The 26,093-nt window shown below is 37.3% G+C and carries 27 protein-coding genes and 1 pseudogene; 7 read left to right on the top strand and 21 right to left on the bottom strand.

Going from position 1 to position 26,093, the window contains the following annotated elements; genetic code table 11:
• Positions 1 to 49 precede the first annotated feature (49 nt).
• Positions 50 to 874, bottom strand: coding sequence for an HNH endonuclease (locus IPU53_RS25085; RefSeq protein ID WP_242698451.1), 825 nt, complete (start codon positions 872 to 874; stop codon positions 50 to 52).
• A gap of 225 nt (positions 875 to 1,099) precedes the next feature.
• Positions 1,100 to 3,055 (bottom strand): annotated as a pseudogene (locus tag IPU53_RS19945) (vitamin B12-dependent ribonucleotide reductase); the annotation flags it as partial.
• A gap of 340 nt (positions 3,056 to 3,395) precedes the next feature.
• Between IPU53_RS19945 and IPU53_RS19940 the strand changes: the two are divergent.
• The 3 genes from IPU53_RS19940 to IPU53_RS19930 all read left to right on the top strand — a co-directional run bounded on the left by IPU53_RS19940 (position 3,396) and on the right by IPU53_RS19930 (position 6,417).
• Positions 3,396 to 3,791, top strand: a complete 396-nt coding sequence (locus IPU53_RS19940; RefSeq protein WP_207452754.1) for a rhodanese-like domain-containing protein — start codon at positions 3,396 to 3,398, stop codon at positions 3,789 to 3,791.
• A gap of 159 nt (positions 3,792 to 3,950) precedes the next feature.
• Positions 3,951 to 5,633 (top strand): DEAD/DEAH box helicase, encoded by a 1,683-nt coding sequence (locus tag IPU53_RS19935; protein ID WP_207452753.1) that lies wholly within the window; start codon positions 3,951 to 3,953, stop codon positions 5,631 to 5,633.
• Positions 5,620 to 6,417, top strand: coding sequence for a YqhG family protein (locus IPU53_RS19930; RefSeq protein ID WP_207452752.1), 798 nt, complete (start codon positions 5,620 to 5,622; stop codon positions 6,415 to 6,417). The genes IPU53_RS19935 and IPU53_RS19930 overlap by 14 nt, the downstream gene beginning before the upstream one ends.
• 36 nt (positions 6,418 to 6,453) lie before the next feature.
• Here IPU53_RS19930 and IPU53_RS19925 read toward each other — a convergent pair whose 3' ends face one another.
• The 8 genes from IPU53_RS19925 to comGA all read right to left on the bottom strand — a co-directional run bounded on the left by IPU53_RS19925 (position 6,454) and on the right by comGA (position 11,019).
• Positions 6,454 to 6,627: a YqzE family protein gene (locus tag IPU53_RS19925; RefSeq protein ID WP_207452751.1), complete on the bottom strand. Its 174-nt coding sequence runs from the start codon at positions 6,625 to 6,627 to the stop codon at positions 6,454 to 6,456.
• A gap of 71 nt (positions 6,628 to 6,698) precedes the next feature.
• The gene (locus IPU53_RS19920; protein WP_207452750.1) at positions 6,699 to 7,208 is read right to left on the bottom strand and encodes a shikimate kinase; all 510 of its coding nucleotides are present in this window, start codon (positions 7,206 to 7,208) and stop codon (positions 6,699 to 6,701) included.
• 228 nt (positions 7,209 to 7,436) lie between these two features.
• Positions 7,437 to 7,898, bottom strand: a complete 462-nt coding sequence (gene comGF, locus IPU53_RS19915; protein ID WP_207452749.1) for a competence type IV pilus minor pilin ComGF — start codon at positions 7,896 to 7,898, stop codon at positions 7,437 to 7,439.
• A complete protein-coding gene (locus tag IPU53_RS19910; protein ID WP_207452748.1) occupies positions 7,870 to 8,172 on the bottom strand; it encodes a hypothetical protein in 303 nt (100 codons plus the stop codon). Before IPU53_RS19910 ends, comGF begins: the two co-directional genes overlap by 29 nt.
• Positions 8,162 to 8,602: a competence type IV pilus minor pilin ComGD gene (comGD, locus tag IPU53_RS19905; RefSeq protein ID WP_207452747.1), complete on the bottom strand. Its 441-nt coding sequence runs from the start codon at positions 8,600 to 8,602 to the stop codon at positions 8,162 to 8,164. Before comGD ends, IPU53_RS19910 begins: the two co-directional genes overlap by 11 nt.
• A complete protein-coding gene (gene comGC / locus IPU53_RS19900) occupies positions 8,599 to 8,922 on the bottom strand; it encodes a competence type IV pilus major pilin ComGC (protein WP_207452746.1) in 324 nt (107 codons plus the stop codon). The genes comGD and comGC overlap by 4 nt, the downstream gene beginning before the upstream one ends.
• 20 nt (positions 8,923 to 8,942) lie before the next feature.
• The gene (comGB, locus tag IPU53_RS19895; RefSeq protein ID WP_207452745.1) at positions 8,943 to 9,965 is read right to left on the bottom strand and encodes a competence type IV pilus assembly protein ComGB; all 1,023 of its coding nucleotides are present in this window, start codon (positions 9,963 to 9,965) and stop codon (positions 8,943 to 8,945) included.
• The gene (gene comGA / locus IPU53_RS19890) at positions 9,922 to 11,019 is read right to left on the bottom strand and encodes a competence type IV pilus ATPase ComGA (protein ID WP_207452744.1); all 1,098 of its coding nucleotides are present in this window, start codon (positions 11,017 to 11,019) and stop codon (positions 9,922 to 9,924) included. Before comGA ends, comGB begins: the two co-directional genes overlap by 44 nt.
• Before the next feature lie 272 nt (positions 11,020 to 11,291).
• Here comGA and IPU53_RS19885 point away from each other — a divergent pair, with 272 nt between their 5' ends.
• Positions 11,292 to 11,537 carry a DUF2626 domain-containing protein gene (locus IPU53_RS19885; protein WP_057983290.1) on the top strand — a complete coding sequence of 82 codons (246 nt, stop codon included), beginning with the start codon at positions 11,292 to 11,294 and terminating at the stop codon, positions 11,535 to 11,537.
• Between the two features lie 207 nt (positions 11,538 to 11,744).
• Here the strand turns inward: IPU53_RS19885 and IPU53_RS19880 are convergent, their stop codons facing one another.
• Positions 11,745 to 12,365, bottom strand: a complete 621-nt coding sequence (locus tag IPU53_RS19880; RefSeq protein WP_207452786.1) for an MBL fold metallo-hydrolase — start codon at positions 12,363 to 12,365, stop codon at positions 11,745 to 11,747.
• A gap of 199 nt (positions 12,366 to 12,564) precedes the next feature.
• Here IPU53_RS19880 and IPU53_RS19875 point away from each other — a divergent pair, with 199 nt between their 5' ends.
• On the top strand, positions 12,565 to 12,738 hold the full coding sequence (locus tag IPU53_RS19875; RefSeq protein ID WP_207452743.1) for a DUF2759 domain-containing protein: 174 nt from the start codon (positions 12,565 to 12,567) through the stop codon (positions 12,736 to 12,738).
• Positions 12,739 to 12,785: 47 nt separating this feature from the next.
• Here IPU53_RS19875 and IPU53_RS19870 read toward each other — a convergent pair whose 3' ends face one another.
• From IPU53_RS19870 to rpmG, 7 genes are all read right to left on the bottom strand, one after another.
• Complete coding sequence (locus tag IPU53_RS19870; protein ID WP_207452742.1) at positions 12,786 to 13,952, bottom strand: hypothetical protein; 1,167 nt, start codon at positions 13,950 to 13,952, stop codon at positions 12,786 to 12,788.
• Between the two features lie 250 nt (positions 13,953 to 14,202).
• Positions 14,203 to 16,068, bottom strand: a complete 1,866-nt coding sequence (locus tag IPU53_RS19865; RefSeq protein WP_207452741.1) for an LTA synthase family protein — start codon at positions 16,066 to 16,068, stop codon at positions 14,203 to 14,205.
• 711 nt (positions 16,069 to 16,779) lie between these two features.
• Positions 16,780 to 17,748 (bottom strand): ROK family glucokinase, encoded by a 969-nt coding sequence (locus IPU53_RS19860; RefSeq protein WP_207452740.1) that lies wholly within the window; start codon positions 17,746 to 17,748, stop codon positions 16,780 to 16,782.
• A gap of 9 nt (positions 17,749 to 17,757) precedes the next feature.
• On the bottom strand, positions 17,758 to 17,967 hold the full coding sequence (locus IPU53_RS19855) for a YqgQ family protein (RefSeq protein WP_207452739.1): 210 nt from the start codon (positions 17,965 to 17,967) through the stop codon (positions 17,758 to 17,760).
• An 83-nt stretch (positions 17,968 to 18,050) separates the two neighbouring features.
• The gene (locus tag IPU53_RS19850; RefSeq protein WP_207452738.1) at positions 18,051 to 19,208 is read right to left on the bottom strand and encodes a rhomboid family intramembrane serine protease; all 1,158 of its coding nucleotides are present in this window, start codon (positions 19,206 to 19,208) and stop codon (positions 18,051 to 18,053) included.
• A gap of 318 nt (positions 19,209 to 19,526) precedes the next feature.
• Positions 19,527 to 20,105: a 5-formyltetrahydrofolate cyclo-ligase gene (locus IPU53_RS19845; protein WP_207452737.1), complete on the bottom strand. Its 579-nt coding sequence runs from the start codon at positions 20,103 to 20,105 to the stop codon at positions 19,527 to 19,529.
• 349 nt (positions 20,106 to 20,454) lie between these two features.
• The gene (gene rpmG / locus IPU53_RS19840) at positions 20,455 to 20,604 is read right to left on the bottom strand and encodes a 50S ribosomal protein L33 (protein WP_207452736.1); all 150 of its coding nucleotides are present in this window, start codon (positions 20,602 to 20,604) and stop codon (positions 20,455 to 20,457) included.
• Positions 20,605 to 20,894: 290 nt separating this feature from the next.
• On the opposite strand from rpmG, the gene IPU53_RS19835 reads away from it, so the two are divergent.
• The gene (locus tag IPU53_RS19835) at positions 20,895 to 21,272 is read left to right on the top strand and encodes a hypothetical protein (protein WP_207452735.1); all 378 of its coding nucleotides are present in this window, start codon (positions 20,895 to 20,897) and stop codon (positions 21,270 to 21,272) included.
• Positions 21,265 to 21,732, top strand: a complete 468-nt coding sequence (locus tag IPU53_RS25340; RefSeq protein ID WP_207452734.1) for an endolytic transglycosylase MltG — start codon at positions 21,265 to 21,267, stop codon at positions 21,730 to 21,732. Before IPU53_RS19835 ends, IPU53_RS25340 begins: the two co-directional genes overlap by 8 nt.
• Before the next feature lie 91 nt (positions 21,733 to 21,823).
• Here the strand turns inward: IPU53_RS25340 and IPU53_RS19825 are convergent, their stop codons facing one another.
• The 3 genes from IPU53_RS19825 to sodA form a co-directional block, all read right to left on the bottom strand.
• A complete protein-coding gene (locus IPU53_RS19825; protein ID WP_207452733.1) occupies positions 21,824 to 23,884 on the bottom strand; it encodes a peptidoglycan D,D-transpeptidase FtsI family protein in 2,061 nt (686 codons plus the stop codon).
• Between the two features lie 86 nt (positions 23,885 to 23,970).
• Entirely contained in the window at positions 23,971 to 25,182 is a 1,212-nt protein-coding gene (locus tag IPU53_RS19820) for an MFS transporter (RefSeq protein WP_207452732.1), read from the bottom strand.
• Between the two features lie 297 nt (positions 25,183 to 25,479).
• Complete coding sequence (sodA, locus tag IPU53_RS19815) at positions 25,480 to 26,088, bottom strand: superoxide dismutase SodA (protein WP_207452731.1); 609 nt, start codon at positions 26,086 to 26,088, stop codon at positions 25,480 to 25,482.
• Positions 26,089 to 26,093: the final 5 nt, after the last annotated feature.

The raw sequence follows: 26,093 nt of genomic DNA, 5'->3' as shown, positions 1-26,093 counted from the left end.
TTATAGAGGGCGGGATTATTAGTACCCGCTCCCCATGTCGCCATGGGGATCAGACTATATCATCAACCATGTTTTTATGTCTATTGCGGTGACACGGATGTTCACATAAACAAACCAAATTCGTTAATCTATTTGCTTCTTCCCAGTCTCCATTAAACTCCCTAAAAGGGATAATATGATGAACAGATAGTTCTTTACCATATTCTTTTTCGGTTAGTCCGCAATCTTGGCAAGTAAAATTATCTCTAATTCTGGCTTTTTTTCTTTGAGATCTCCAGTTAGGACCATAATAATCAATATCGCCACCTTGCCAAGCCAAGTTATTTTCCCCCGAAAAAGCTCCGGATTTTGTATAATATTCAGCCATACAAGTACTATCGCAAAAATTCCATTGCCTTATTATGGAGGGTTTACGTTCTAATGTACGTGAGCAATTAGTACATTGAATTTTAACTCGTTTTCTATACTGAATTTTACCTCTTTCACCATTTGCTTTTCCCAGACAAGACCTAGAGCAATATTTTGCAGTTTCTTTTCTTGATTCAATTACCTTGAATTCTTCCCCGCAAGCAAGACAAATTTTCGTGATTTGTTTTTTTAAATGTTGATTTGTGTTTTTGCCATTAGCTCTTAAGTAAGCCGTACGACAAGTTCGATTGCAAAAGTTACTCTTACTAATGGAAGAAGGTTTTCTTAATAATTTATTACCGCAATATGCACAAATTACAGTTGTCTTTTTACTTAAATGTTGAAAAGCATCTGGTTTTTTTGAGTGGTATTCCCCTTTACATTTTCGGGAACAAAATTTCTTTCTTTGATAAAGACTGGGTTTAACATTCATTGTAATTCCGCAATTTAAACATAATTTTTTCATTATGTCACCTCATTATATTCTTATTTCTCTGAGGTGCATATTTCATGGTTGCTCAGCGTGTAGTCGTTGAAGGGTCAGCCACGACTTCCCTGCGGATTGTCTCCACCATTCGATTTTTACTCTAATTGAGCGTTGGCAAGACGCGAGTACGAATGGATACTGAGAGTTTCCCGCATATAGCCAAGTTTACGCTACATCTTTACAGATATAGGGGGCAATCACTTTACCCGTAGGCGCAACAGTTAGTAGATGTGAATTACGAATACCGTATTCTAAAATATCTTCCCTAATCTCCTCTGGCATCTGTTTCATATAACCTGTTTCAATAAAGGCTTGACGTAAACGTTTTGTTTCTTCTTCCGATTCCCCTTGAAGGAATGGGAAACTACCTTTTTCTTGCGCAATTTCAATCGACTCTTTGTAGGCTTCTGTTGCAATGGTTTCAAATACTTGATCAACAAGCTTATTTCCTGCGGCTGATCCATATTCCTTTTCACAATAGATTAAAAGATCGGCAAGTCCCATAACACCAAGCCCAACACGTCTTTCTCCAAGTGCTTGTTTTTTATTGTCTTCTAAGAAATAAGGAGTTGCGTTGATGACATTATCCTGCATTCTTACACCGATTTTAACGGTTTGTCTTAGTTTTTCAAAATCAACAATTTTCTTTTCTTTATCTGCCATATTCGCAAGATTGACAGCCGCCAGATTACAAACAGAATATGGTGCGAGCGGTTGTTCCCCACACGGGTTAGTAGCAACAACCTTTTGTCCATATGCTTTCGCATTGGTCATGTCATTAGCATTATCAATAAAGAAAATGCCTGGTTCTGCTGAATAGGTGGCACAAATATTAATTAAATTCCATAATTCTTTTGCTTTCATTTTTCGGTATGTACGCACTTTATGACCAAGTTTCTCCCATTCACGCACATCCCCAACATTATGCCACTCTTCATTATAAATCTGCATGGATTCCTGATCATAATTTTCAACATCTGGGAAACGAAGCTCATATTCACCGTCTGCATCGACTGCTTCCATAAAATCATTTGTCAAACAAACAGAAATATTAGCTCCTGTTAAAAATTCAGAGTTATGAACAGAATACGTACCACCTTCATTTAATTTCTCCTCAGCTTCAAGAAAAATAGACTCATCAAAACCGCCATATCCAGGCATATTACGATAATTGAGAATCCCTTGGTACATTGCTTCTTCTGTTTGTGTTAAAGGAGTAAATTTCAGTTTATCTTTGGCATGTTTTTTAATGACAGGATCTGTTGTATTCTCAATTAGGAATTTTAAAATTCTTGGGTTCTGCATTTTGGAAATAATAAATTCCACAATATCTGGATGCCAAGAAGACAGCATGATCATTTGAGCCCCTCTACGAGACCCACCTTGTTCAACTAGATGTGTAAGCTTTGCAATATCATCAAGCCATGAAACAGATCCCGATGATTTCCCGTTGACACCACGAGCGAGTGTATTCCGAGGTCTTAAAGTGGAACCATTCGTACCAACTCCGCCCCCTCTACTCATAATCTCCATTACTTGCTTACGGTGCTCCGAAATTCCTTCTCTAGAATCCGGGACAAAAGGCATAACGTAACAATTAAAGTACGTTACATCCGTCTCAGAACCAGCGCCATATAAAACTCGTCCCGCCGGAATAAAATTTAAGCTTGAAAGTTCTTGATAAAACTTCTCAAACCATTCTTGTTTTTTGTCGGCTGTCTTTTCTACCGCAGCCAAACCATTAGCGTTTCTTTTAGCAATTTGTTCATAAAAAACTTCCAACGGTTTTTCGATGACATCAAGCGGGCGATCGATGAGTCCTGTTTGTCTTTCTTCTGCCTCATCTAACGAATTACGGAATTCCTCTTCTACAAGAACTTGTGCTGTATTCTCTTCCCAATCAATTGATTGGATAAAACCCAATCCTCTTGCCGGAAATTTCGGATCTTCTTTAATCGTTAAAACAATAAAGTCACCTGCTGCTAATGTTACTTTTTCTGTATCCTTATATGCATACCGATCAATCATAACGAGGCGGGATACCCCCTTATGTGTGATCTTCATGTCTGCTGTAACGGGAAATACTTGTTCGAACTGTCGGATATCCTTGTTTAATCTTTCAATATTCAAATCTGCGTATTGTTGAAAAGCTGTTGCCATTTAACTAACTCCTTCCATCTTAAGAAACACATAAACCCCTCTAAAATAATCACTATCAATACTATATATTGTTTCTAAACCATTATTAAACACAATATATTGTAAATCAAGTAAAAAGATTTTGCCTTTTGTCAAATTCAAAAATGGATGATATCGCGAGAAAAACAAAGATTCGTTACGAAAAAATCAAAAAAAACGACAGTTTTGGATATTTTCCTTTTTCGTATTCATTACCCCTTTTACTAAATTTCCTCACAACTCATATAAAAGTTTTGATAAAGGCCGCATTGAATAATATAATAAAAAATAGGCTTGTTTACCAGAGGGGGGAAGAAAAAAATTGACAGCTTTATACACATTACTTATTATTTTAGGGATTATCATCATATTTTCTCTATATAATTTTTTTCATCAAAAGAAAATTATAAACACACTTTCAGAAGATGAATTTCGTTCGGGCTATCGAAAAGCACAACTCATTGATGTGCGTGAGACAAATGAATTCGATGCCGGCCATATTTTAGGGGCTCGCAATATCCCTATTTCTCAATTGAAAAATAGAATGAAAGAAATTCGTCCTGATAAACCAGTATATCTTTATTGCCAAAGTGGAATGCGCAGCGGAAGAGCTGGGCAAATGCTATACAAAAAAGGATACAAGCAACTTTACCAACTACAAGGTGGATTTAAAAAGTGGACCGGGAAAATAAAGGCCACAAAAAAATATAATAGTTGATCTAAGCACCGCAGAGCCCTAATTGTCTGCGGTGCTTTTATATGCATTAATAAAGCGCAATCCCCAACACAGAAATAGATATTTAGTTTTTTGGCTATACTAGTACCTAACTGCTTAAAATCCCACTCGATATGTCTCGCTTTATTGTAGGAGGTACTTATGTCCGTAAACATACAATTCGACCAAAATTGGAGAAAAGATTTTATAGAAAGATTAGAAAAAGACGGTCCTTGGGCCAATGTAGAACTATTTAAACTGGCAATGAAAACCGAGAAACATTTAACAATCCCTAGCTTTGAAGGTTTAGTAGCACCAAAATATTTACAGCAATTAACCCCATTACCCCATCAGCTGGAAACCGCTCAACAAGTGGTTGAAAAAATGAACGGAAAGGCGATTTTAGCTGATGAAGTGGGATTGGGGAAAACGATTGAAGCGGGATTGATTTTAAAGGAATATATGATTAGAGGGCTGGTCAAAAAAGCGCTCATCTTGGTACCAGCTTCCCTTGTTTCTCAGTGGGTTAGCGAATTGAACGAAAAATTTCATATTCCAGCCGTTCCCCAAAGGAAAAGTTATGTATGGGATCAATTTTCTGTTGTGGTCTCCTCAATCGATACGGCTAAACGCAGCCCACATAGAGAAATAATTGCTAAGCAAAATTATGATCTTATTGTGATTGATGAGGCCCATAAATTAAAGAATCCTAAAACGAAAAACTATCAATTTGTCCAATCTCTTAAGAAAAAATTTTGTCTTTTATTAACAGCTACCCCTATTCAAAATCGAATGGAAGAAATTTTTCACCTTGTCTCTTTACTTAAGCCTGGGCATTTAGGGTCAGAAAGTGGCTTCTTAGACCAGTATAAAAATAATAAAGCTACCCTTCAACAAGATGAATATTTAAAAGAATTAGTGAATAAAGTGATGATCCGAAATAGGCGAGGTGAAACAGGAGTAGAATGGCCTGAACGCCATGTCGAAAGTATTTTTATCGATTTTTCAAAAGAAGAAAAAGCATTATATCAATCCATTGATACATTAAAAAATGCAGTAGATGGATTTGCTGCACATGGATTTTCCCTTCTCACCCTAAAAAGAGAAGCATGTAGTAGTAGAGAAGCCGTATTTATGACGTTAAAAAACATGTTAAATAAAATGGATAATCCTTCTCCAGCTATTGTTGAGAAAATGAATGATGTCAAGCAAAAAATTGATGTCGTTCAACAAAACTCGAAAGCTGAAAAAGCGTTAGAATTGATTCAAACGATCAATGATAAAGTCATCATTTTCACAGAATACCGCGCAACCCAATTATATTTACAGTGGTTTTTGCAAAAAAATGGCATTCTCTCTGTTCCTTTTAGAGGTGGGTTTAAGCGTGGTAAGAAAGATTGGATGCGAGAGCTGTTTAAAAATCATGCTCAGGTGTTGATCGCCACAGAAGCAGGTGGAGAAGGGATCAATTTACAATTTTGTTCCCATATTATTAATTTTGATTTACCTTGGAATCCGATGCGATTAGAACAACGAATTGGACGAATCCATCGTTTAGGACAAGAAAAAGATGTTCATATTTATAACTTCTCAATAAAGGAAACAATTGAAGAACATATTTTAAAACTGCTTTATGAAAAAATAAATTTATTTGAACGAATCGTTGGAGAATTGGATGAAATTCTCACAAGGTTTGATCATTTAAACATGGAGGAATATGTCCAAGATATTTTCCAAACCTCTCATTCTGAAGGGGAAATGAAAATTAAGATGGACAATCTCTCTTCTATCATCCAATTTGCAGATTCTATAAGAAAGGATGAGGATAATATTGCAGCAGAATGACATTCGCGAATATCTTGAAACCTTTTTTACAGAAAATGATTGTCCAATTGAGCAAAATGAACCAGGATATATGACCGTACAATTAACCATTGATATGGATAAAGCATTAATGAATCGTCCTTTTTACTGGACTTATTTAGAAAAGACGGGTGGAACGCCTAATCCAATGAAAATTCACCTAATCACAGACCCAAAACAAGCACCAGAAGATTTGAAAGGCGAAGTGATTCATTTCGGAGCTCCACGTCTGCATCAGCTCTTCGCTATCACGAAGCAAAGGGCTGGGTTTATACGCCTTTATGAAAATCCTGCGAAAGGGACCATCAATAAACAGGTTCCCTTACACCCATGGTTAATGCTGAATATTAAAATCTCTTATGAATGTGACAGAAAGAAAGATATTCTAAGATCGCTTGGATTAAATTTGATTAATGGGGTTTTGTTCGATCAATTTTTCGATAAAATGGAGCAGATAGATCTCCAAGCAAAAATTCCTGACTATTGCTTTACCGTTTCCCCGATCATTAAACCAGAAAGTGGCTTAAATAGAATGGAAGCCTATTTACAGAAAGAACTTCATTCGACAGATCATACATGGGCTGAAGAGGCAAAATTACGTTGGGAACAAGACTTAGATCTGCTTGATCATTTCTACGAGGACCAAGAAGAAAAGCCGAAAACCTATGAAGTTGAAAAAAAAGCACTTCAAGACCAATACGAGCCGTTGATAAATGTCGAAATCATTAATGGGGGAATTTTCTATTTAAATGCACTTTCTCAATAAGAAAAGATAGGCTCTCCTCTTGATCAAAAGGGGAACCTATCTTTTGAATATCATCCGAATAGAATAAGGCATTAAACCAAACCATTGGTATAACTTTGGTGGACTAGCCTCTTTGCGCTTCAATCTAATTTGTTTACGCTCTGCTTTCGGTCTTTCAAAATGTTTCACAAAGGTTTCTGTCATATATCTCATATAATCATCAAACGACATCGCCTTCACCTCTTTACAATTAAGGAAATGGTTGGAAAAACTACTTCCTTTGTAAAGTATAACCAAGTGAATTAGAAATCATTCATCTTTTGTATAATCATTTGGGCAACCTCTTCAATCGATAATTCGCTTGTATCCACCACAGATGATGCGCATTCCAAATAATAAGGCATCCTCGTTTGATACATATCTGTCACTTCTTCCAAGCTCTTATTTTGCAAAAGTGGCCTTCCGCTATCTAGCCCAACACGCTCCAGAATGGAACGAGGATGAGCTTGTAAAAAAATCGTCTTACATTTTTTTAATACCTCTCGATTGTCTTCTTTTAAGATTATCCCTCCACCTGTTGTAATGATAACAGGCTCCTGAGATAACTCGCTTAACACGTCAGATTCCACTCTTCGGAAATATACCTCTCCGTATTCAGCAAAAATTTCCGGAATGGTCATCTTCACCTTGCGCTCAATTTCCTGGTCGGAATCCACTACGGAAGTGCCGCAAATTTCAGCTAGTTTTTCACCAACAGAGGTTTTTCCAGCTCCCATAAATCCAATCAAAAATAATGGTCCTTTTATATTCAAAGTGATGCTCCCCCTTGTTTCACACTTTCATTTATGGTTATTTTATCATTAAATTTCTTTCCTTTGCATTTTGTTGAATTATTTCCCTGATTTCACTTTGATAAAAGGATTGAATTTCTTGGATATACCCCCACTCCGCTACATAAATATGGACCATTTCACCTATAAAAATTAAAACAAGCGCAGAAATGAGCATAACAAGTGGATAAATGGCCCCTTTCTCTTGCTTTAAAATGACTCTGCCTCCTTAATAGTAAAACCTGCTCCATCTTTTAATCCATCTATGAATTCAACTTGAAGTTCAAGCTCGTCTCCATTCAATAGAAATTCAAAATGTTGAATTTCTTGTAATACAATTTCGTGTCCTAGTTTATTCACTTGCCTACGCAATGATCGACCATAGCGCTCATAAGTAATGACTTGGTCTCTTTTTTCTAAAATGAGACTAGTATTCGTGTTTACTTTCACAACATTGACCTGTTCCGATTTCTCCAGCTCCTTCCGTAAGCCGATTATGAATAAGTTCCATTCATAATCTTGATCTGTCTTCATGAGCCCATCCAACGTATGGACCGATTGAAAGATAAGTGGCAGTATCGACATCATTAAAGTGACTAGCATTATTGAAAATAGGGTTTCTAATAAGGTAAAGCCTGATGACTTATTCAACACATTTTTGACGATTTTCATAACGAAAGCAAGCTCTCCTATTCCCTGTTTTTTCTTCATAAAATAATTCATACTGAATACCTTGGCTCAGTCTTGTTTCTCCCAGTGGATACTTAGAAACCGGATTTTGCTCGACATATTCATATAAGAGTCGGTATCCAATCATTTCTTTTTTCCCGTCAGATAATTTGTTCACCATCGAAAAGGAGATAGGAAATAAAGTTATACACAGTATAAGAAGAAAGGAAAGGGAGAGAAGCCCTTCTAAAAAACTAAAACCTCTCTCATTCTTCAATCCTAAAGCGCCCCTTTCCAATATAAAATGTCAATTTGATTGTATGCTGATGTTGTTGAAAAATAATGGTACCAAAATTAGAAACATTTCCTTCCGAGTTAATGACAAAGCTATTCACATTACTTTTTTGAATATAAATCGTTGATGGAATCCTTCTCTCCAATACTATTTCACCAGACTGAACATCGATAACCTTGTATTCTTTCTTGATCGACGAAAATTGAATTTGCACTTTATCCCTTCTACTGAGAGCGTAAGCATGGGCATAATATAAATCCGCTTCTAGTTGGGTAATAAATGTTTTTTTCTCCAGCATGTCAGAAAAGGATTGATACGTGAAAATACTAAATAGCAAAATGATCGATACAACGGATAAGACAATAAGCATCTCTAACAAGGTAAAGCCTTTGCTTGACTGTATATGCTTCACGACCCTGGCTTATTGATAGGCTGAACTTTCCCGTTTACAATTTCCAGTTCACTACCATCTGGACATGTGACTTTTTCCGACTCAAGATACCCCGCGTCACCAAGCTCTTGAAAATCCTTTGGATATTGGTTTTTCTCTATATGATAAGCTTGTACCTGCCCTTGAAGCATCGATACAAATGCTTCACAGCCTTTGCTATTAATATTTTTATTATGCTTCGTTACATTCGGTAACGTAATAAGCAAAATCACAGAAATAACAAGCAGAACAATTAGCATCTCGATTAAAGTGAAAGCTTTCTGATTCCGTAGATATTTCACTTTACTGATCCTCCTTATAATTAAATAGAATCCATCATTTGAAACATTGGAAAAAAGATCGACATATACATCACAGTCACCATTAATCCGACCAAAATAAAAATCAATGGTTGAATAATTGACATAAAGCGCAAGATTTTCTCCTCTAATCTCTCTGTACAAATTTGACTATAATACAACAATTCACTGCCTAGTCGATCATTTTTCTCCCCATGGGCAGCAATGATAACCATTTCGTCTGCAATAAAATGAAGCTTAGAAAGCGCATTAGGAAAAGAGCTTCCCAAAATCAGTTCCTTTTTCAAAAATCCCCCAACCTCTTGCATAAGTGGACGAAAATTTTGCGTTTCCATCATCTTGATAATTTCATTTAAGGAATGGCCACTTTGGAACAATAAACTCCATTCTCTAGCAAGGAAAATAGTTTGATATAGTTTATAGTAGGATTGGTAAAAGGGAATGGAAGATTGGTACGTAGCGATTTCAAAGGCTGATTTCTTGCGGAAATATCTTTTTATACATAAAGTGAGTAGAAAACAAACACTGAGAGAAATAACGAAATATATGGGGAGATGATCAACCAAGTGAATGAGGGTTTGAGTCATCCCATTTGGTTGAAAACCAATTGTACGATAGAGAAGCTGAAATTGTGGTAATAGCACGGTCTTTAAAATAAAAATCACAATCAGTAAAGCTACAAATAATAGACATGGGTATTGAATTAACTTTAGTAATTTTTTCTGTTGTTCTATTTTTTTTAGTAAGTAATTGCCACTTTCCTGAAATGATTTTGCAAGAAATCCATGTTTTTCCGCAAAATAAATTGTTGCACATGCTCGATTATCAAAACCATGCTGGAGGAAAACCTCATGGATGGCATTGCCTTCTTGTAAATCTTTCATCATGGATGCAAAAAGGGAACGTTGTTTCTCTTGAATATTCATAAAGAATTGAAAGACTTCTACAAAGGTATAACCATTTTCCAGCATATCACTCGCTCTAATAAAAAATTGCCCTTGGTCTTTTATCGATATTTTTTTCATCAACAATCCATTTTTCATATTCTTCATCTGAAATATAGCCAAGCGCAGCCCCCTTTGCAATCAGTTTTGGTAAGGACAATGATGGAGAAAAGTGATCTCCCCCCTTTAATTCTTTCATAGCCATTTGTAAGGTTTGACTGTGTAAAAGTTCATACACTCCTGTTCTCTTCGATATTTGCGATCGAATACAATATTTAGAACATGAAAATCCACAGAATGGACATCTTAACGTGACTAATCTTTGCGAAGTAATAGCGAGCAAAGTCTGCTCTAAATCATGATGTTTGACACCGAATTCGCTTAAACGATACAAAGCACCCTTTGCATCTCTCGTATGCAAAGTCGAAAGAACTAAATGACCCGTCAAGGCGGCCCTTATAGCTATAAACGCTGTTTCCGCATCACGAATCTCCCCTATTAAAATCACATCTGGGTCATGTCGTAAAATAGCTTTCAAGCCTTTATGAAAACTCACCCCTGCTTTTTCATTCACTTGAACTTGTATAAAATGATCATTTTGTTGCTCAACAGGATCTTCCAATGAAATAACCCGGCGATTCAGTTGCTTAGAACAATAGTCAGCCAACGTAAACATGGATGTAGATTTTCCACTCCCAGTCGGACCTGTTAGGAGAATCAAACCATGTGCTTGTGTCATAAAATTTTGCAGGATATGCATATTCTTTGGGAATAGGGATAATTTTTGTTGAGAAAGGATTTTTTTATGATGAAGGATGCGAATCACAATACTTTCTTTTGCCTTTGCGGTAGGCAAGGTGGATATTCGCAATGAAGTCAAATTTCCGGAGATGTAAGTTTGTAGGGAACCGCTTTGCGGCTTTCTTCTTTCACCGATATCCATGGAGGCTAAAAATTTCAGGTGAGAAATAACCCTCTCTCCCATTTGAATCGGGATTTTTTTATGGGAGGTCAAAATACCATGGATCCGAAATTGTATCAGATAATCCGCTGAACGAGGCATAGCGTGAATATCTGTAGCCTGATAATACAAAGCCTGGGACAATATGGATTCTGCGATTTTCTCAATGCTCATTTTTCATAAAACACCACCTTTCATACCTTTCTCAAATAACATTTTCGACATGTTTCCTGTTTTTCCTGCATGAATTTGAAAAATATTTTTAAAAAATAAAATCCAAGCCATAAAGGATGATCTTGCTCTTTCTAAGGTATACTATATCTAAGTCGGATCATAAAGAGTCCACGTATTTGACACAAAGTTGCTAGCTCATATATTTACATTTCAATCGACTTTCCTATATAATAAGGTATTGATGGATGAACGCTAAAAAGGAGGGAATACATATGGACCGCATGTATAGAGTATTAGGCTTTTGGACCGGTATATTTGCTATTATGCTGTATCTTGGAGATATGGAGAAAACGGCATTACTATTCTTGGGCCAAACTGGATTTTTTGTTCTTCTTAGTTATTTAAAATTATCTGAACGTATGTATATGTATGTATTCGCCGCATATTTAACCGTATTTATGTGCGGATTTACATACTATACCTTGTTCCTAATGCCTCCTGGCGGCGGATTAGGGTAACATGAAAAAAGACTGCTTATCTATTATAAGAGATGCAGTCTTTTTTTCTTAAACAGATGTCCTGACTTTACAGTTGTAGTAAAAATTCCTTCTCCTTGAATACCGGAAAAGCAAGCCAACGAACTTGAACGTGTGTGATGACTTCGAGGTTCGACACAGGGCGTGTCGGTACTTGGTCGAAGCTACTTGCTTTTTTGAATAACCTCTTTAAAGGAAAGGATTTCTCTTTTTCTCATCCAGAATGGTGGTGGTTGGTCCATGACCAGGCAGTACTTCCGTTTCCACCGGCATTGTTAATAATTTGTCTTGAATGCTTAAAAGCAATTGACTATGGTTTCCTCCTGGTAAATCTGTTCTACCTATACTTCCAGCAAATAAAGTATCTCCTGCTACAACAGCTTGAATCTCTTTTATATAATAAGAAAGACTTCCTGGCGAATGACCAGGTGTATGGAACATCTCAAAAGAAAACGGTCCAATTTCCAATTCCCCTTCCCCAGTAATAAGGTGTTCAGCTGGTTGTGCAGTAATATCATCTCCGAAACGACCGGAACCGTTTAAAGATGGATTAGTCAACCACTCTCCTTCTAATTCATGAAGATAAACTGGAATTTGCCACTGCTTTTTAACATGATCAACTGCGCCAATGTGATCGAAATGTGCATGAGTTAACAGAATCGCCAATGGTTGAAGCTGTTGATCTGCTACATATTGATTGAACTCTTCTCCTTGGCTACCGGGATCAAAGATAATACATTCTTTACGCTCATTTACAAGAAGGTAACAATTGGTTTGTAACGGCCCTAGTGGGATTTGCATCCATTTCAACATTCTTCGCCCCTTTATCTCAAAAGTAAACATTGAATGAGTTTGTTCATTCACGTATATACTATTCATAACATAGCTTTCAAAGAAGTGTCACTTTTACCGCTCGACAAATCTGAGAAAAAGCTATAAAATAGATGTGAGTATGAGTATTCATTACATAAAAAAATGGAATGATCCTACAGAAAGGAGTTTCTTATACATGGGTACAGGTATTATCTTTTTGTTAGTTGCATTATTAGCCGTTTTCGCAGTCATTAGTGCCTTAAAGAACAAGAATATCCTTGGATTTTTATTCGGTTTCGGAACTTTAGCTGTTTTTGGATTTTTCGCGGTTGCAACACTTATCCATCTTCCTGATTCATTACCTAAGTAATATGAAGATCATTAATAAAACGGTGCAGGATTTTTTCCTGCACCGTTTTATGTTGCTGTAATCAACTCGTCATTCTCTTCCTCTTTTTCTTTGGGGGGTAATACCAGTCGATCCTTCGTTTCTAAGTTGATTAATTCTTCTAGTTGGTAACCATATAAACATAATTTCCAATTAGGCGAACAGGAAATCGGCTTATTTTCCATATGATCGAACATGACTTCTTCATTTTGCTTTGAGAGGTCATAGGCAATAAGTTGAAAGCCTTCCGTATACATATCGGCACTTCCATGCTGTTTTGGTACGAACGTGAGAAATACCTGCTCCGACTCGATATAGTCATAATAAGGGATTAACCAGTCTGTATATTGCGTTAAGTTCGGTACCTGTATGGAAGACATCATCTCCTGTAACGAAGAGTCAAAAAACTGGTACTCCAATTGTTCTGAATCCATATCAGCCACATCGATCGTCATCAGGACATTTGAAAAAACATCAAAACGGTACAGATGATCTATAAGCGTTTCTTTTTCCGGAGAATTAGAGAGTGATTGTTGAACGAGAGGAGCAAAAACACTCGGCTCATCTGGTGCCCATTCCTGTATGAGAATAGCTTCCTCTCCAAACCACTTTATAAATGGCTCTATTCCTTCTTTTTTCTGAATGGAATGATCACCAACATCAAGCTGTAAACTTTCATAAGACCAATCTTCGAAAAAAGCTGTGATCATCATCAAATTGGAATTTTCTGGATTCCATTCTGCAGCAATTTCATGTGAATCAACAGATGTGGAAAATTTAACATCACCTGCTAAATCAATAAAATCAAGCTTTGCAGAGTGTGCATTTTCTGAGGTATATACAAGCAGTCGCTCTTTATCAGGATGAATCACAACTTCATTAAAAGGGGATTGAGAAGTGAAAATAACATCTGTTTTGCCCTCATAAAGCTGATAGGTCGCTAATTGGTAGTTCCCTTTATGTATAAATGCATATAGGATCGTTTCGTCATCAACCCAACCATATATTTGTTCAAACTCGTCACCCGCCTCTAATTGAAATGGAGTGGGAGTTGATTGTTCATCTTCTTTCGATGTAGGAGGAGGGTCTTTTTTCTCAATTTCTGGTGAAACAAATTTATTTTGTGACAAAGTACAACCAGGTAAAACGATCAGTACAAGTAGGATCAAGAATATCCAAAAAAACTTTTTCTGCACTTCCACTCCCCTCTTTCTTTTAAAGCCAACATTCCGCTGACCTCAGTCAAGCCAATTCTTCTCTTCAAGAAGTTGCCTTTTAACTTCATTCGTGATCTTGGGAGACTTAGATTATGCATTTACAACATTTATAATAATCGATTTTCAAAACAACTCCCGCAACCTGCAGTTGGGGAGTTGAAAATTATTGCGATGCAGCCGTCCGTAAATCACCCCTGATGGCAATCTTGCTTTATATTCAATTTTATTACTAGTCATCTTCATAAAAACGTAACAAGTCACCATTAATAATGCTATCGGAATAACCCAAATCTTTGCTTGCTTTCTCTTTATATGGTTCACAGAATGTCTCTTCTACAGGTTCCTCCGTTTCTTTGGAATAACAAGTATTTCTCGTATATATATACTCACTTGTAATAAAGCTGCCATCTCTAAATACAATAAAATCTTGATGGTCAGGTGAAAACAGATCTTCTCCAAAGGCTATATCATTTTTCGATTCCACTCCTACTAAGTGAAGTAACGTGGGTTTTAAGTCAATCTGACCACTTACTTTTGAGATCGTTTTGCCTTTCCCTTGATCTGTAACCCCTGGAATATGAATATACAATGGAACGCGTTGCAACTGGGCGCTTACATATGGGGTTACTTCTTTGCCCAAATATTGCGCCATCGCTTCATTATGATTTTCTGAAATACCATAGTGATCCCCATACATCACAATAATGGAATTTTCATATATTCCTTGATCCTTGAGTTCTTGAAAAAAGTGACGCAATCCTTCATCCATATAACGAACCGTTTGGAAATAACGATTTAACGTACCACTTTTCGAATCATACTCATCAATAAATTTATCTTCCTCATCCAATTTAAATGGGTGATGGTTCGTCAAAGTAATCATCTTCGTATAAAATGGTTGTTCCATCGTATTCATTAGATCAACCGATTGCTCAAAAAATGGAATATCTTTCATTCCCCAGCCAACTGAAATATCTGGCGTAATCTCATAATCATCTGCTGAATAAAAGTAGTCATATCCAATCGAATCATACATAATATCGCGATTCCAGAAGCTTTTATTATTGGCATGCATCGTTGATGTGAAATACCCTTTGTCACCGAGCTTGCTTGCCAGTGAATTAAGCTTATTACCCGAATGGGTGAAAAACACAGCTCCCCGACCTAACGGATACAAAGAATTTTCTAACAAAAATTCCGAATCGGATGTTTTTCCTTGCCCTGTTTGGTGATAAAACTGATCAAAGTAATAACTATCGTCAATCAATTCATTTAAAAATGGTGTGACTGTTTCACCGTTCATATCATGATCAATTACAAAACTTTGCAAAGACTCCAATGTGACCACAATTAAATTACGGTCCTCTGCGATCCCAAACATCTCAGGGTCTGGTTTCACATATTTTGCATTCACATGATTTTCGATATCCACCAATTGACTTCCGTCTGCCATTGCTCTTTGTGCAGATGATTTGGATTGTAAAAAAATGTCATATAAATGATAGTTGTATGTTCCTAAATTTTTCACTAACATTTCTCTATCAAAAGTCCTTGTAAGAAGCTGTGGACGTTCTGCTTCTGCAAGGCCAATATTAAGGAATAAGATCGCTGCCGATATAAGAAAATAAGCACGACGACTTGATTTTTTCACAGGAGTAAACTCTGTATTTTTCCAGTAATAGCGAGTCAGATAATAGACAATTACGACATCTATAAAATAAAGGAAATCGTACCAATGAATTTCGGTTGCTGCGCTATCACCCAAATCAGCAAAATTATTGGTTTGAAATAATACTGGTAAAGTTAGAAAATCTGTGAAAAATCGATAAAAAGCTACATTCGCATATAAAATAAAACTTAAAATCAAACTAGTTAAGAGGATATAGCGTGATTTCCCCTTTTCCGTTTTAAAAAATAGCGAGAGACCGAAGGCGAATAACAAAAAGCTAATCGGATTCATAAATAAGATAATCTCTTGCATAAAGTTCTCAATAGTAATAGAAAAACTTGTTTTATATACAATATATGTTTTGATCCAGAGCAAAAAGGCTGCAATTACTGGAAGCAATATAGTGGCCTTTTTCAACTTACTCAATTTTGCTAACCTCCTAAACTATTTCAAACCCAACTTTTTTCAAATATTGGAACCTCTCATTATCTCTGATCATAATGGTTTTACTGTGAATAACCAGAAATTGAAGAACACACAAATAAAGTGAAACTTCAATCAGTGGGTTTTTTTCGACGCAAAGGATCTTGTGCTAGTGCAGACGTGGCAATTGTTGTTGCGAACTTAGTCTGTTTCCTCATTCTCCCCCTACGGTTTCACTGTATTCTTTAAAGTCTTGAGGTGGGTTAATGCGGGATAAATCTACTTACTCTTATATAGACGTTTTATACGGTAAAAAGTTTCAGCTAATAGCGCATTTTCTTGATTATTCATATTTTAGACATATTTAGGCCTAGCAGGATGTTACGAATTGGGCCTTTGATTCTTAGAAGTTCACTATATATATATACATGGTCTAGACAGAAAGAAAGGGCGAGAATGTATTCTTCCCGCCCTTTATACAATCTTCATTTACTTAATCTTTCTGTCACAATAGATACTTACTTGTAAAATACTAGTTTATCCCGCATTAACTGGCTGTAAGATCCCCACTTCAAAAATTCGTGGAAAAATCTAGAATAGTAAGTGGGGGATCAACAGCCCGTAAAAGCCCGATTCGTTCAACTAACAATCAGTAGGGGATGAAGGAAAACCCCTACTGATTGAAGTTTCACTTTATATCCTATCAATGCAGCTTCATTCCCCCTTATTTGCTGCTAACCAACCCGCCCCAACAATGCCAGCATCATTGTCTAGTTGTGCTAAAACAATTTCCGTTGACTGAGCAACCGGTTTAAAGGCATAGCGAACAAATGCCTGTTTGATTTCATTAATGAGAAACTCTCCTGCTTTTGAGACACCTCCGCCAACGACAATTTTTTCTGGATTAAGGGTACTGCCGATATTGGCAAGTGCGAGCCCTAAATGATCAGCTAATTCTCCAACCGTTTCTTTGGCTAAAGCATCCCCTGCTTTAGCGGCATCAAATATGTCTTTTGCAGAAAGATCGCCACTTACTTGTAACTTCTCTTTTAAAATAGAATCACCTTCATAGATCGCTAAATGATCCTTCGCCGTTCGGACGATTCCTGTGGCGGATGCAACTGTTTCTAGGCACCCTGTTTTCCCACAATTACACATATAACCATTCCTTGGTACAGATGTGATATGGCCAATTTCTCCAGCTGCACCATTTGCACCATGAATAATGTCACCTTTGACAATCACACCGCCACCAACACCAGTGCCAAGTGTAATACAAATTAAATCTTTTGCACCTGCCCCTGCTCCTCTCCACATTTCACCAAGAGCAGCTACATTCGCATCATTTTCAATTACAACGGGAATATGTAAGGCTGCTTGCATAAGATCACGCAGCGGAAAATTGTCTTTCCACCCAATATTGACTGCCCCATCCAAAATTCCCTTTTCAGTATCAACAGGTCCAGGAGCGCCAACACCAGCCGCCTTCAATGCTTCATAAGGAATTTGCAGCTCAGCTAATTTTTCTGTGATTGCATTTTTTACGTCATTAAAGATCCCTTTTCCACCATCTGTTTTATCAGTTGGAATTTCCCATTTGGTGACGATTTCACCTGCTTTTGAAATCAACGCCAATTTAATTGTCGTACCTCCGATATCAATCCCTGCTAACATCTCTTTCATTCTAATCCCCTACTTTTCATTCTTTTCTTTTTTTTCTTGAACCATTTCATTCCTTATAACCAATAAAGCTTCATGCAACTCCTCTTTGGTTATTAGACCTGATAAATACAGTTCCTTTATTTCTGTTTCCATCATTTCCATATCAAGCATGCGGTCACCCATGTAAAGAAAATGACCAAATCTCTTTAACAATTGTTGAACATCATAAAAAGTTTTCATTCTTCATCCCATCGTTATAGTGCTTTGTGTAATCCAAAAGCTCGAATAGAGTTTTTTATCGGAACATTTTGAACATCTTCTGGTTAATAGACATGATAGCCGTAGTATAACATGAAACTTGTCAAGAGCCCTAGTATTATCATGAAAGTTATCTGGTTTTTCACTATTTTATTGTTCGGAAGGTGAACAATACCTGATGCAAAAAATCCGCCAACCAGGCCACCAATATGTCCTTGATAATCAATTCCCGGGACAATTAAACCAAATACTAAATTTAGACCAACGAAAAACAGGACATTTCGGCCAATCGTACGAAAGAATAGTTGTGGAAAAGCAAAACCGACATAAAGCAAAGCTCCAAAGCAACCGAAAATGGCTCCACTCGCCCCAGCCGCTAGATTTTGATTCATAACAAAACTAAAAAGCGTTCCCATAAAACCAGAAAATAAATAAATCCAGATAAATCGACTTCTGCCGAAAATCCGCTCAACGGCTGTTCCTAAATAATATAGTGCTAACGTATTCATGATCAAATGCAGAATACCAATATGAAGAAAGATCGGCGTGATTAAGCGCCACCATTCTCCTTGAATAATGAGGGGAGGAAATTTAGCGCCAAAGTAAATCAAAGTCTCAGGATTGGTACTCCCTCCATATAGTTCTAACAAAATAAACATGATCACTTGTATCGCAATAAATATATATGTAAATAAAGGTGTCGATGCGGAAAAAAACTTTTGATCTGCTTTTTCTTGCTGCGAAGCTTTATTTAAAACTGCTTGCGCCAGAAGAAGCACATCAGCCTCTTGATATTCATCTTTTAACGATAAGACTGGCTTCTTTCCAATACAACCTGCTAATTGGCTCGTTGAATCCTCAAGACCCTCTCTTGTCATAAATAGAGATGATACGGTCGTTCTTCCGTTCATTACTTGATCCTGGGTTGGCTCGCCAATCGGCAAATACTCCATTATATAGAGGTTTAAAATCGTTAATTTTCTAGTAAATAAATGTTTCCTAAGCCTTTCCCCTTGCTCCGCAGTTTGCTGTTGATCACGATTGAAACGGTTGGCCCAAGCCATATTCGAAAGAACGATTCTAATGATGCGAGCTGAATGATTTTGCCTATTTTCAAACCAAATTTCTGTATGGTTCTTATTAATCCGTAGTAAGCGATAGTCACATTCGTTCATAAAGAAATAGGCCAGTCGCCAAAACAAAAAATGCTCTCGTCCAGTCAAACCGCTTTCCCTTCTTTCATCTAACCTAGGTACTCTTTCTTCTCTTTACTATAACAGAATTAAAATGAGGTGAACAATCTATATTTACTAAAAAATAAAGCCAGCCTGTACAGGGCCAGCAGGAAAGTGTTTTAAATTAACTAGACAATTTCATCCAAAGGTTCGAGGCTAGATTTCTATAATAGCGGTTATATCTAATTGAATCGAAGATTTTTTCCCGAAAACGAATGAGCAGCACAGCAACTATAAAGACAATACAAAAGCGCAATAACGAATTTATCATGAACATCCCTCCTCAGAGATATCATGCGTTGAAATCTACTTTTTATTCTTTTTAACACATTCAATCAACGTGCTTTCAGTTACAATTTTTTGCACGGGCAGATCAAATGGCTCAATCGGGATTCTTTCATTTATCTGCCTCATAAAGGCCAGTGCCATCGTATCGCGATGATAATCACCTAGAAAACGATCATAAAAGCCTCCACCATATCCAAGGCGATAGCCCTCTTTTGTAAAAGTCAGCCCTGGCACTATTAATAAATCGATTTCGTTTTTTGGCTGAAGTCTAGTCTCTTCGGGAATTGGTTCATAGAGACGAGAGTATCCTTTTTCCATTTGTAAAAATGTTTCAAGCTGATAAAACGACATTACTTTTTGAATGGGGTCACTTTTAGGAATCGAGATAATTTTTCCTTGCCTCCAAGCCATACGAATAATCGGCCAAGTGTCCACTTCTGGAAAGCGCGATACTGTGATACCAATCGTTCTTGCTTTTTTCCATTCATTTGTGTGATATAATCGTTCACCTATTTGATAAGACAGTTGCGCATGTTGCAAAGAATCTAATTCCCGTAATGCTTGTAACATTTTTCTTCTTAGGGTTTCTTTTTCCATATTTTCGGCTCCTAATAAAGTGAAACTTCAATCAGTGGGGATTTTCCTTCATCCCCCACTGATTTCAGAAGATCAAAGGCTAAATTCGCGACGTCTTGTCGGCTGGCTCAAAGCACGACATCCTGTCGTTTCGCCCGCACTAGTACGTCCTGTACGTCGCAAGGCCTTTAGTGACCAACTTCCTGTCGGCCCGAACAGATCGGGGTTTTACTGGCTGTTGATCCCCCCACTTACAATTCTAGGTTTTTCCGCGAATTCTTGAAGTGGGGGTCTTACAGCCAGTTAATGCGGGATAAAAAAACGCCAGGATCACTGGATGCCCAATGGTTCTGACGTTTTTTAGCAACAATTATTTTGTTTCCCTGTGCAAAGTAACACGTTTAAGTCTGGGACAATATTTCTTCAACTCAAGACGGTCAGGGTTATTACGCTTGTTTTTTGTTGAAATATAGTTACGATCACCGCACTCTGTGCAGGCTAATGTAATATTAACGCGCATGTCTTTCCCTCCAAACTAGTACATTCTCACTGTTCATACGACTTTTATATAATAGCATTAAAACAAGAGAAATTCCAGTTTCATTTTAGCAAAGTTTTTATTTTTATCAAGAAGAAGCTTACTAAGTGAATGTACTGAGCTTATTCTGCTCAAAATTAAGCGATGTAGGTATAGACTCCCGCTACTTTCAAACGAAATATTCACTAGGCATGAGGAAGAAAACTTTTAAGAAATGGAGGATTTTGTCGATATATGGTATAAATAGAACAATGAATTATTTGAGGTGAACTATGCATACTTTGGTCATTATTTTACTTTCGCTAGCTGTTCTACTATTTCTTATCTCCCTGTTTCAGCCTGATCGGACAAAAGCATTGGAAAAAGAGTTAGAGCAAGTATCAATGAAGCTTTTACAAGAAAATTATTTACTAAAAAAAAGAGTGAAGGTATTAGAGGAAGAACTGTTAGCATCAGATTTCCAAGAATCTTTTGTTACGAAGGAACCCATTAATAAACCGAATGAAATTTTAAAAAACCAAGTAATTGCTCTTTACCATCAAGGATTAAGCCTCGGGCAAATTTCAAAGCAGTCCTCCCTTCCAATCAGCCATGTTCAACAGATTCTCGCAACCTACGAGTCTAGCTTGGGAGGCGATCATCGTGGATAAAAGAGGAACACGAGGGATGGCGATTGGTCTTCTCCTATCAGCGATCTGTTTATTTGCTTTCCAATATCTTAATCCTAGCGAAAACAAAGAATCTGAAACTAATAATTCGTCTGACGATGCGAATATTACAGCGGTTGAGCTTGAAGAATTACAAAATGAGGTAAGTGATTGGAGAAGCAAATATAAGGAACTTGAAAAAAAGCAAAAAAGTGAAAGCGAGCAAGAAAAAACGAAGAAATCAAAAGAGCAACCAGCAAGTTTTGAATTAGCAGTTGAAGCAGGCATGGCCTCTAAGGAAATCAGTGATCAATTAGAAGCAGCGAAAATCATAAACGATTCGGGAGACTTTAATAATTATTTAGAAGCCAAAGGATTGCAAACCAAGATTCGCACTGGTACATATACAATGGAGCAAAACATGTCTTATCAGGAAATTTCAGATATGTTGACAAAGCAATAATAGACGTTGACATAGAAGAAGCCTGCCATCCAGTAAAGTGATGGCAGGCTTCTTTTTTCTGGGTGTTTCCGCCCGGAAGATCCTTATTGTTTTAGTCTTCTCTTTCCTTCATTAAATCGAAATAGGCTTTCATCACGCGTTTGCCGATATCTGAATTAATTTTATTCTCAGTGGCCCCGTCCAAATAGGCGGAAGGAACAATAATTGACATAGCGATTTCCGGATTCTCATATGGAGCATAAGCAACTAAAGATAAATTCCACACACTTTGTCCTTGGTCATATGTTTCTGCAGTCCCAGTTTTAGCAGCAATGCGAAGCTTTTTATATTCGTTTTCTCCTAAAGCTGTTCCAGTTCCACCACTTGAGTGAACGACTCTCCAAAAACCGTCTTGTACACTTTCAATTTCACCCTTAGTAGCATCAATACGATTTAATGCTTTTGGTTTAATCTCTTGAGCAATCGCTCCAAGTTTTTCTTCGCCCTCTCCTGGTTCGCGAATTTCTTTAACAATATGTGGCTGCATCCGATAGCCGCCATTGGCAATCGTTGACACATATTGCGCAAGCTGTAAATTTGTAAACGTATCATACTGGCCGATTGCAAAGTCAAGTGCATTCCCTGCATTTGCGTTTGCGATATCCCCTTTATAACCAGGCATTTCCCCGGGTAAATCAATCCCAGTCATCGCCCCAAGGCCAAATTGATTAAAATAATAGCGCATTTTTTCAACAGTCTTTACTTTATCAATACTTAAATAATCGCCTCTACTATAATTGTAAACTCCGCCTATCCTCATTGCCGTTTTAAACATATAGACATTCGAAGATCTTCTTAAAGCATCTTTTTCATTCATCCATTGATTACTACCACCACGATTAAACCAAGAACTCTTACTCTTTGTAGCACCGTGGAAATATAGTGGCTCATCTAATATAGTATCACCTGGCTTGTTCACTCCAGTCATAAATCCTGTTAACACGGTTGCCCCTTTTACCGCAGATCCCGGTGCATAAGCAGTGGTGAAATTACCTGAAGCAAAGTCACGAAAGACATATTGCTTTTCATCCTCATCGTACGTATATTGCTTCCCGGATAATGCGAGGATCTCACCTGTAAAAGGATTCATTAAGGTGACAAACGCTCGATCTAATAATTGGGTGCCGCCGTAGTTCGCTTTTGTTTTCCTTAATTCATCTTCAATAATTTCGTCAACCTTTTGCTGCAGTTCCATATCTGTTGTGAGAACAAGATCCTTACCACGAGCTCCTTCTGACACAATATCTGTTTCTAAAATTTGTCCCGATTTGGTCACATTTTTCACTTTTTCTTTTTGTCCTTGTAAAACATCCTCATACTGTAATTCCAAATAGCTTTTTCCTACCCGATCACTACGGCTATAGCCATGCGCTTCATAATAGGCTAATTTTTCAGCCGGAAGACCGGAATTGACATTGCCTAAAATCGTACGTAAAGTATCTTTAAATGGATAGGTTCTTTGCCAGTCCATCGTTGTGTCTACACCAGGAAGATCATGTAAATTTTCACTTACTCTTGCGAATTCCTCAAGGGAGACATCTTTATTTTTGACGATTTGTGGATCAAGCGCATAGCCTTTTGTGAATTCTCGATAGATGGCCAACACTTCTAAGTCATCGTCGGAAAGCATCGCTAAATCTTCGTCTGTCACGCGTTCTCTTTGTAATTCGGCCGCTTTCTCGTCTTTATACTCATCCCATTCTTCCTTTGTCAACTTCGCCTTTGCCTCGTCAGGATGAAGTAATATCCAAAAATCAATCTGATCTCGTTCTGTAATTTTATCGGTTTTTTGCTCAATTAATGTCGCTAATTTCTTTGCCGTTTCCAGTGTTTTTTCTTGGTCGAATTTTTTCGGAGCTGTATATGTAATGGCTCTTTCTGCTTGATTCCCAACCACTGGCTGATGATCCCGGTCATAGATTAAACCTCTTGGTACACTTGTTGAGACCGTTACATCTTCTGTTCGATCCAGCTCTCGTTTTGCATCTTCCCCATGAACAATTTGGACATACCCGAGACGGAAAATTAATGCTGCAAAGAGAATAAAGACAGCAAAGAACAATAAATTAATCCGAAGTGGAATATGCGTCTTTTTCTTCTTATTCTTTCCCAACTGATCCAGCCCTTCCCCTTATATTTTCTCTCTTTATTGTAAAAGAAAAACGAGCGAGAAGCTAGCTTTAAATCGTATAAGCTCTTTTAGTTTAATTCCAGTTTCTGTAAAACTAAAGCTGCTAACGTATGTCCAAGTCCAAATATTAATAGCATAGCCGGAATAGCTGTCTCGGGACTGATTAACTTTATCGCGATAATAAAAAGAATAATGGAAATCACTCTTCCTGCATTTAAAAACAACTCTTTGACAACGACATATTCAATCCGCATTTCTGCAGCAGCACGACTTTTTCCAATCACATCATACGTAATGGAGGAATAAGGAACAAGCATTAGTGGATAAGCAATGCCGATGACTACACCATAGATAAGTAAACGAACATAAGTAGGATCTATAAAGATTAAAAAAATTGCGGCATAGAGGATCATACCGCCAATGATCATCACTTTCTTTCTTTTGTCCTTTTTTATTAGCTTTGTCGCCACTGAATACATAATAAAAGCGGTCCCCGCGTGAATCATCCCATAGGTTCCTAGTGCTAATTCATTATTCGTTGCAATGAAGAGATAAACCGATATGATAAATACGAAGGTCCCTTCACGGATACCTTGTAGTAAATGGGCATTGGTCACAAGCTTCCAGTTCTTATTTCGTTTTCTCTCCTGAAACACTTTTACAAATAAATATCGACCTGAAGAAGGACGGCGTTGGAGAAAAAAACTAGTGACCACCGCAGCAGAAAATAAGGCCAGAGATATTGCAAATATAATTGTGTATCCTGCATTAGATGTGAAGCGAGTAATAATAAAGCCAGCAGTGATTGGTCCAATGATTCCACCTGAAGATGTTAAAGCACCCATAAAACCATTAAAGAAATCTCTTGTTTCCGGCTCCGTAATTTCAAATGTTAATACATTAAACGCTAACCAGTAAAAGCCATAGCCAATCCCCAGTAGACCACCTAAAACAACTAAGTAATCATCCGCTTTATCACCAATTAGTAAAACAGCGATAAAAAATAAGGCTAAGAAAATCACGCCAATCCGTAAAACAATCACTCGATCAATTTTTTTCGCTAATCTCCCTGCCAAAATAAACGTAATGGGCTGCATTACAACAACTGAAAGATTGTATATCGCCAGATCCGTATAACTACCTGATTGTTTCCACAAATAAACATTCACGAAAGTATTGGAAAGAGCAATACTAAGCGAATATAAGCCTCCGACAATTAATAACAGAATTAAGTCTTTTGTTATATCCATTCCACTATAAAGGTTTTTGAGTTTCAGCATAGAAGAACTCCCCTTTTCTTCTCCTTAGCTTTGGTGAAGAAAAGAGATTTATACTTTAAATTTTTTCCTTTCCTAAAGAAGCATGCAAAAAGGCTGTCGAGTTGAACTCGACAGCCTTTTAGAGGATGTTCAAAAAGTCCGGTAAAAATGACACTGCGAATTTCTTCGTTGGCTTGCTTCTGCGCTGCTCATGTATCTAAATGCATACATTCTGCTGCTCGAAGGCTTCGCCGCCTTGAACTTCTTGGTCCTTTTTATCCTCCTTTTTGAACACGCACTTTTACGAAAGAAAATTATTTATTTTGCCGCATCGTATTGCTTTTGTACAGCATCCCAGTTAACAACATTCCAGAACGCGCTCATATACTCAGGGCGACGATTTTGATATTTTAGATAGTATGCATGCTCCCATACATCAAGGCCCAACAATGGTTTTTTCCCTTCCATTAATGGACTATCTTGGTTAGGAGTGCTTGTGATCTCAAGTTCTCCATTATTAACTACTAGCCAAGCCCAGCCAGAACCAAAGCGGGCAGCACCAGCTGCTTGGAAATCTTCTTTAAATTGATCAAAGCTACCAAATTTGCTAGTAATGGCTTCAGCCAAAGAACCTGTTGGTTCCCCACCACCATCAGGAGACAATAGTGTCCAGAACAATGAATGGTTTGCATGACCACCACCATTATTTCGTACAGCTGTACGAATAGATTCAGGAACCGAATCTAGATCAGAAATCAAATCTTCAACCGATTTGCTTGCTAAGTCCTCATGCCCCTTGAGAGCATCATTCAATTTCGTCACATATGTGTTATGGTGCTTCGTATGGTGAATGTTCATTGTTTCCTTATCAATATGGGGCACCAATGCATCATATCCATAAGGTAATTGCGGTAATTCGTATGCCATTCATA

Source organism: Bacillus sp. SD088 (assembly GCF_017355205.1).
GTDB lineage: Bacteria > Bacillota > Bacilli > Bacillales > Bacillaceae_C > Lederbergia.
The sequence above is the reverse complement of the archived record's forward strand: the minus strand, read 5'-3'. Positions and strand labels throughout refer to the sequence as shown.

Coding starts and splice junctions, on each gene's coding strand:
- IPU53_RS25085 (WP_242698451.1), bottom strand. CDS start 874: ATGAAAAAATTATGTTTAAATTGCGGAATTACAATGAATGTTAAACCC.
- IPU53_RS19935 (WP_207452753.1), top strand. CDS start 3,951: ATGTCCGTAAACATACAATTCGACCAAAATTGGAGAAAAGATTTTATA.
- IPU53_RS19925 (WP_207452751.1), bottom strand. CDS start 6,627: ATGTCGTTTGATGATTATATGAGATATATGACAGAAACCTTTGTGAAA.
- comGF (WP_207452749.1), bottom strand. CDS start 7,898: ATGAAAATCGTCAAAAATGTGTTGAATAAGTCATCAGGCTTTACCTTA.
- comGB (WP_207452745.1), bottom strand. CDS start 9,965: ATGAAAAAAATATCGATAAAAGACCAAGGGCAATTTTTTATTAGAGCG.
- comGA (WP_207452744.1), bottom strand. CDS start 11,019: ATGAGCATTGAGAAAATCGCAGAATCCATATTGTCCCAGGCTTTGTAT.
- IPU53_RS19885 (WP_057983290.1), top strand. CDS start 11,292: ATGGACCGCATGTATAGAGTATTAGGCTTTTGGACCGGTATATTTGCT.
- IPU53_RS19875 (WP_207452743.1), top strand. CDS start 12,565: ATGGGTACAGGTATTATCTTTTTGTTAGTTGCATTATTAGCCGTTTTC.
- IPU53_RS19860 (WP_207452740.1), bottom strand. CDS start 17,748: ATGAAAGAGATGTTAGCAGGGATTGATATCGGAGGTACGACAATTAAA.
- IPU53_RS19855 (WP_207452739.1), bottom strand. CDS start 17,967: ATGAAAACTTTTTATGATGTTCAACAATTGTTAAAGAGATTTGGTCAT.
- IPU53_RS19845 (WP_207452737.1), bottom strand. CDS start 20,105: ATGGAAAAAGAAACCCTAAGAAGAAAAATGTTACAAGCATTACGGGAA.
- rpmG (WP_207452736.1), bottom strand. CDS start 20,604: ATGCGCGTTAATATTACATTAGCCTGCACAGAGTGCGGTGATCGTAAC.
- IPU53_RS19835 (WP_207452735.1), top strand. CDS start 20,895: ATGCATACTTTGGTCATTATTTTACTTTCGCTAGCTGTTCTACTATTT.
- IPU53_RS19820 (WP_207452732.1), bottom strand. CDS start 25,182: ATGCTGAAACTCAAAAACCTTTATAGTGGAATGGATATAACAAAAGAC.
- sodA (WP_207452731.1), bottom strand. CDS start 26,088: ATGGCATACGAATTACCGCAATTACCTTATGGATATGATGCATTGGTG.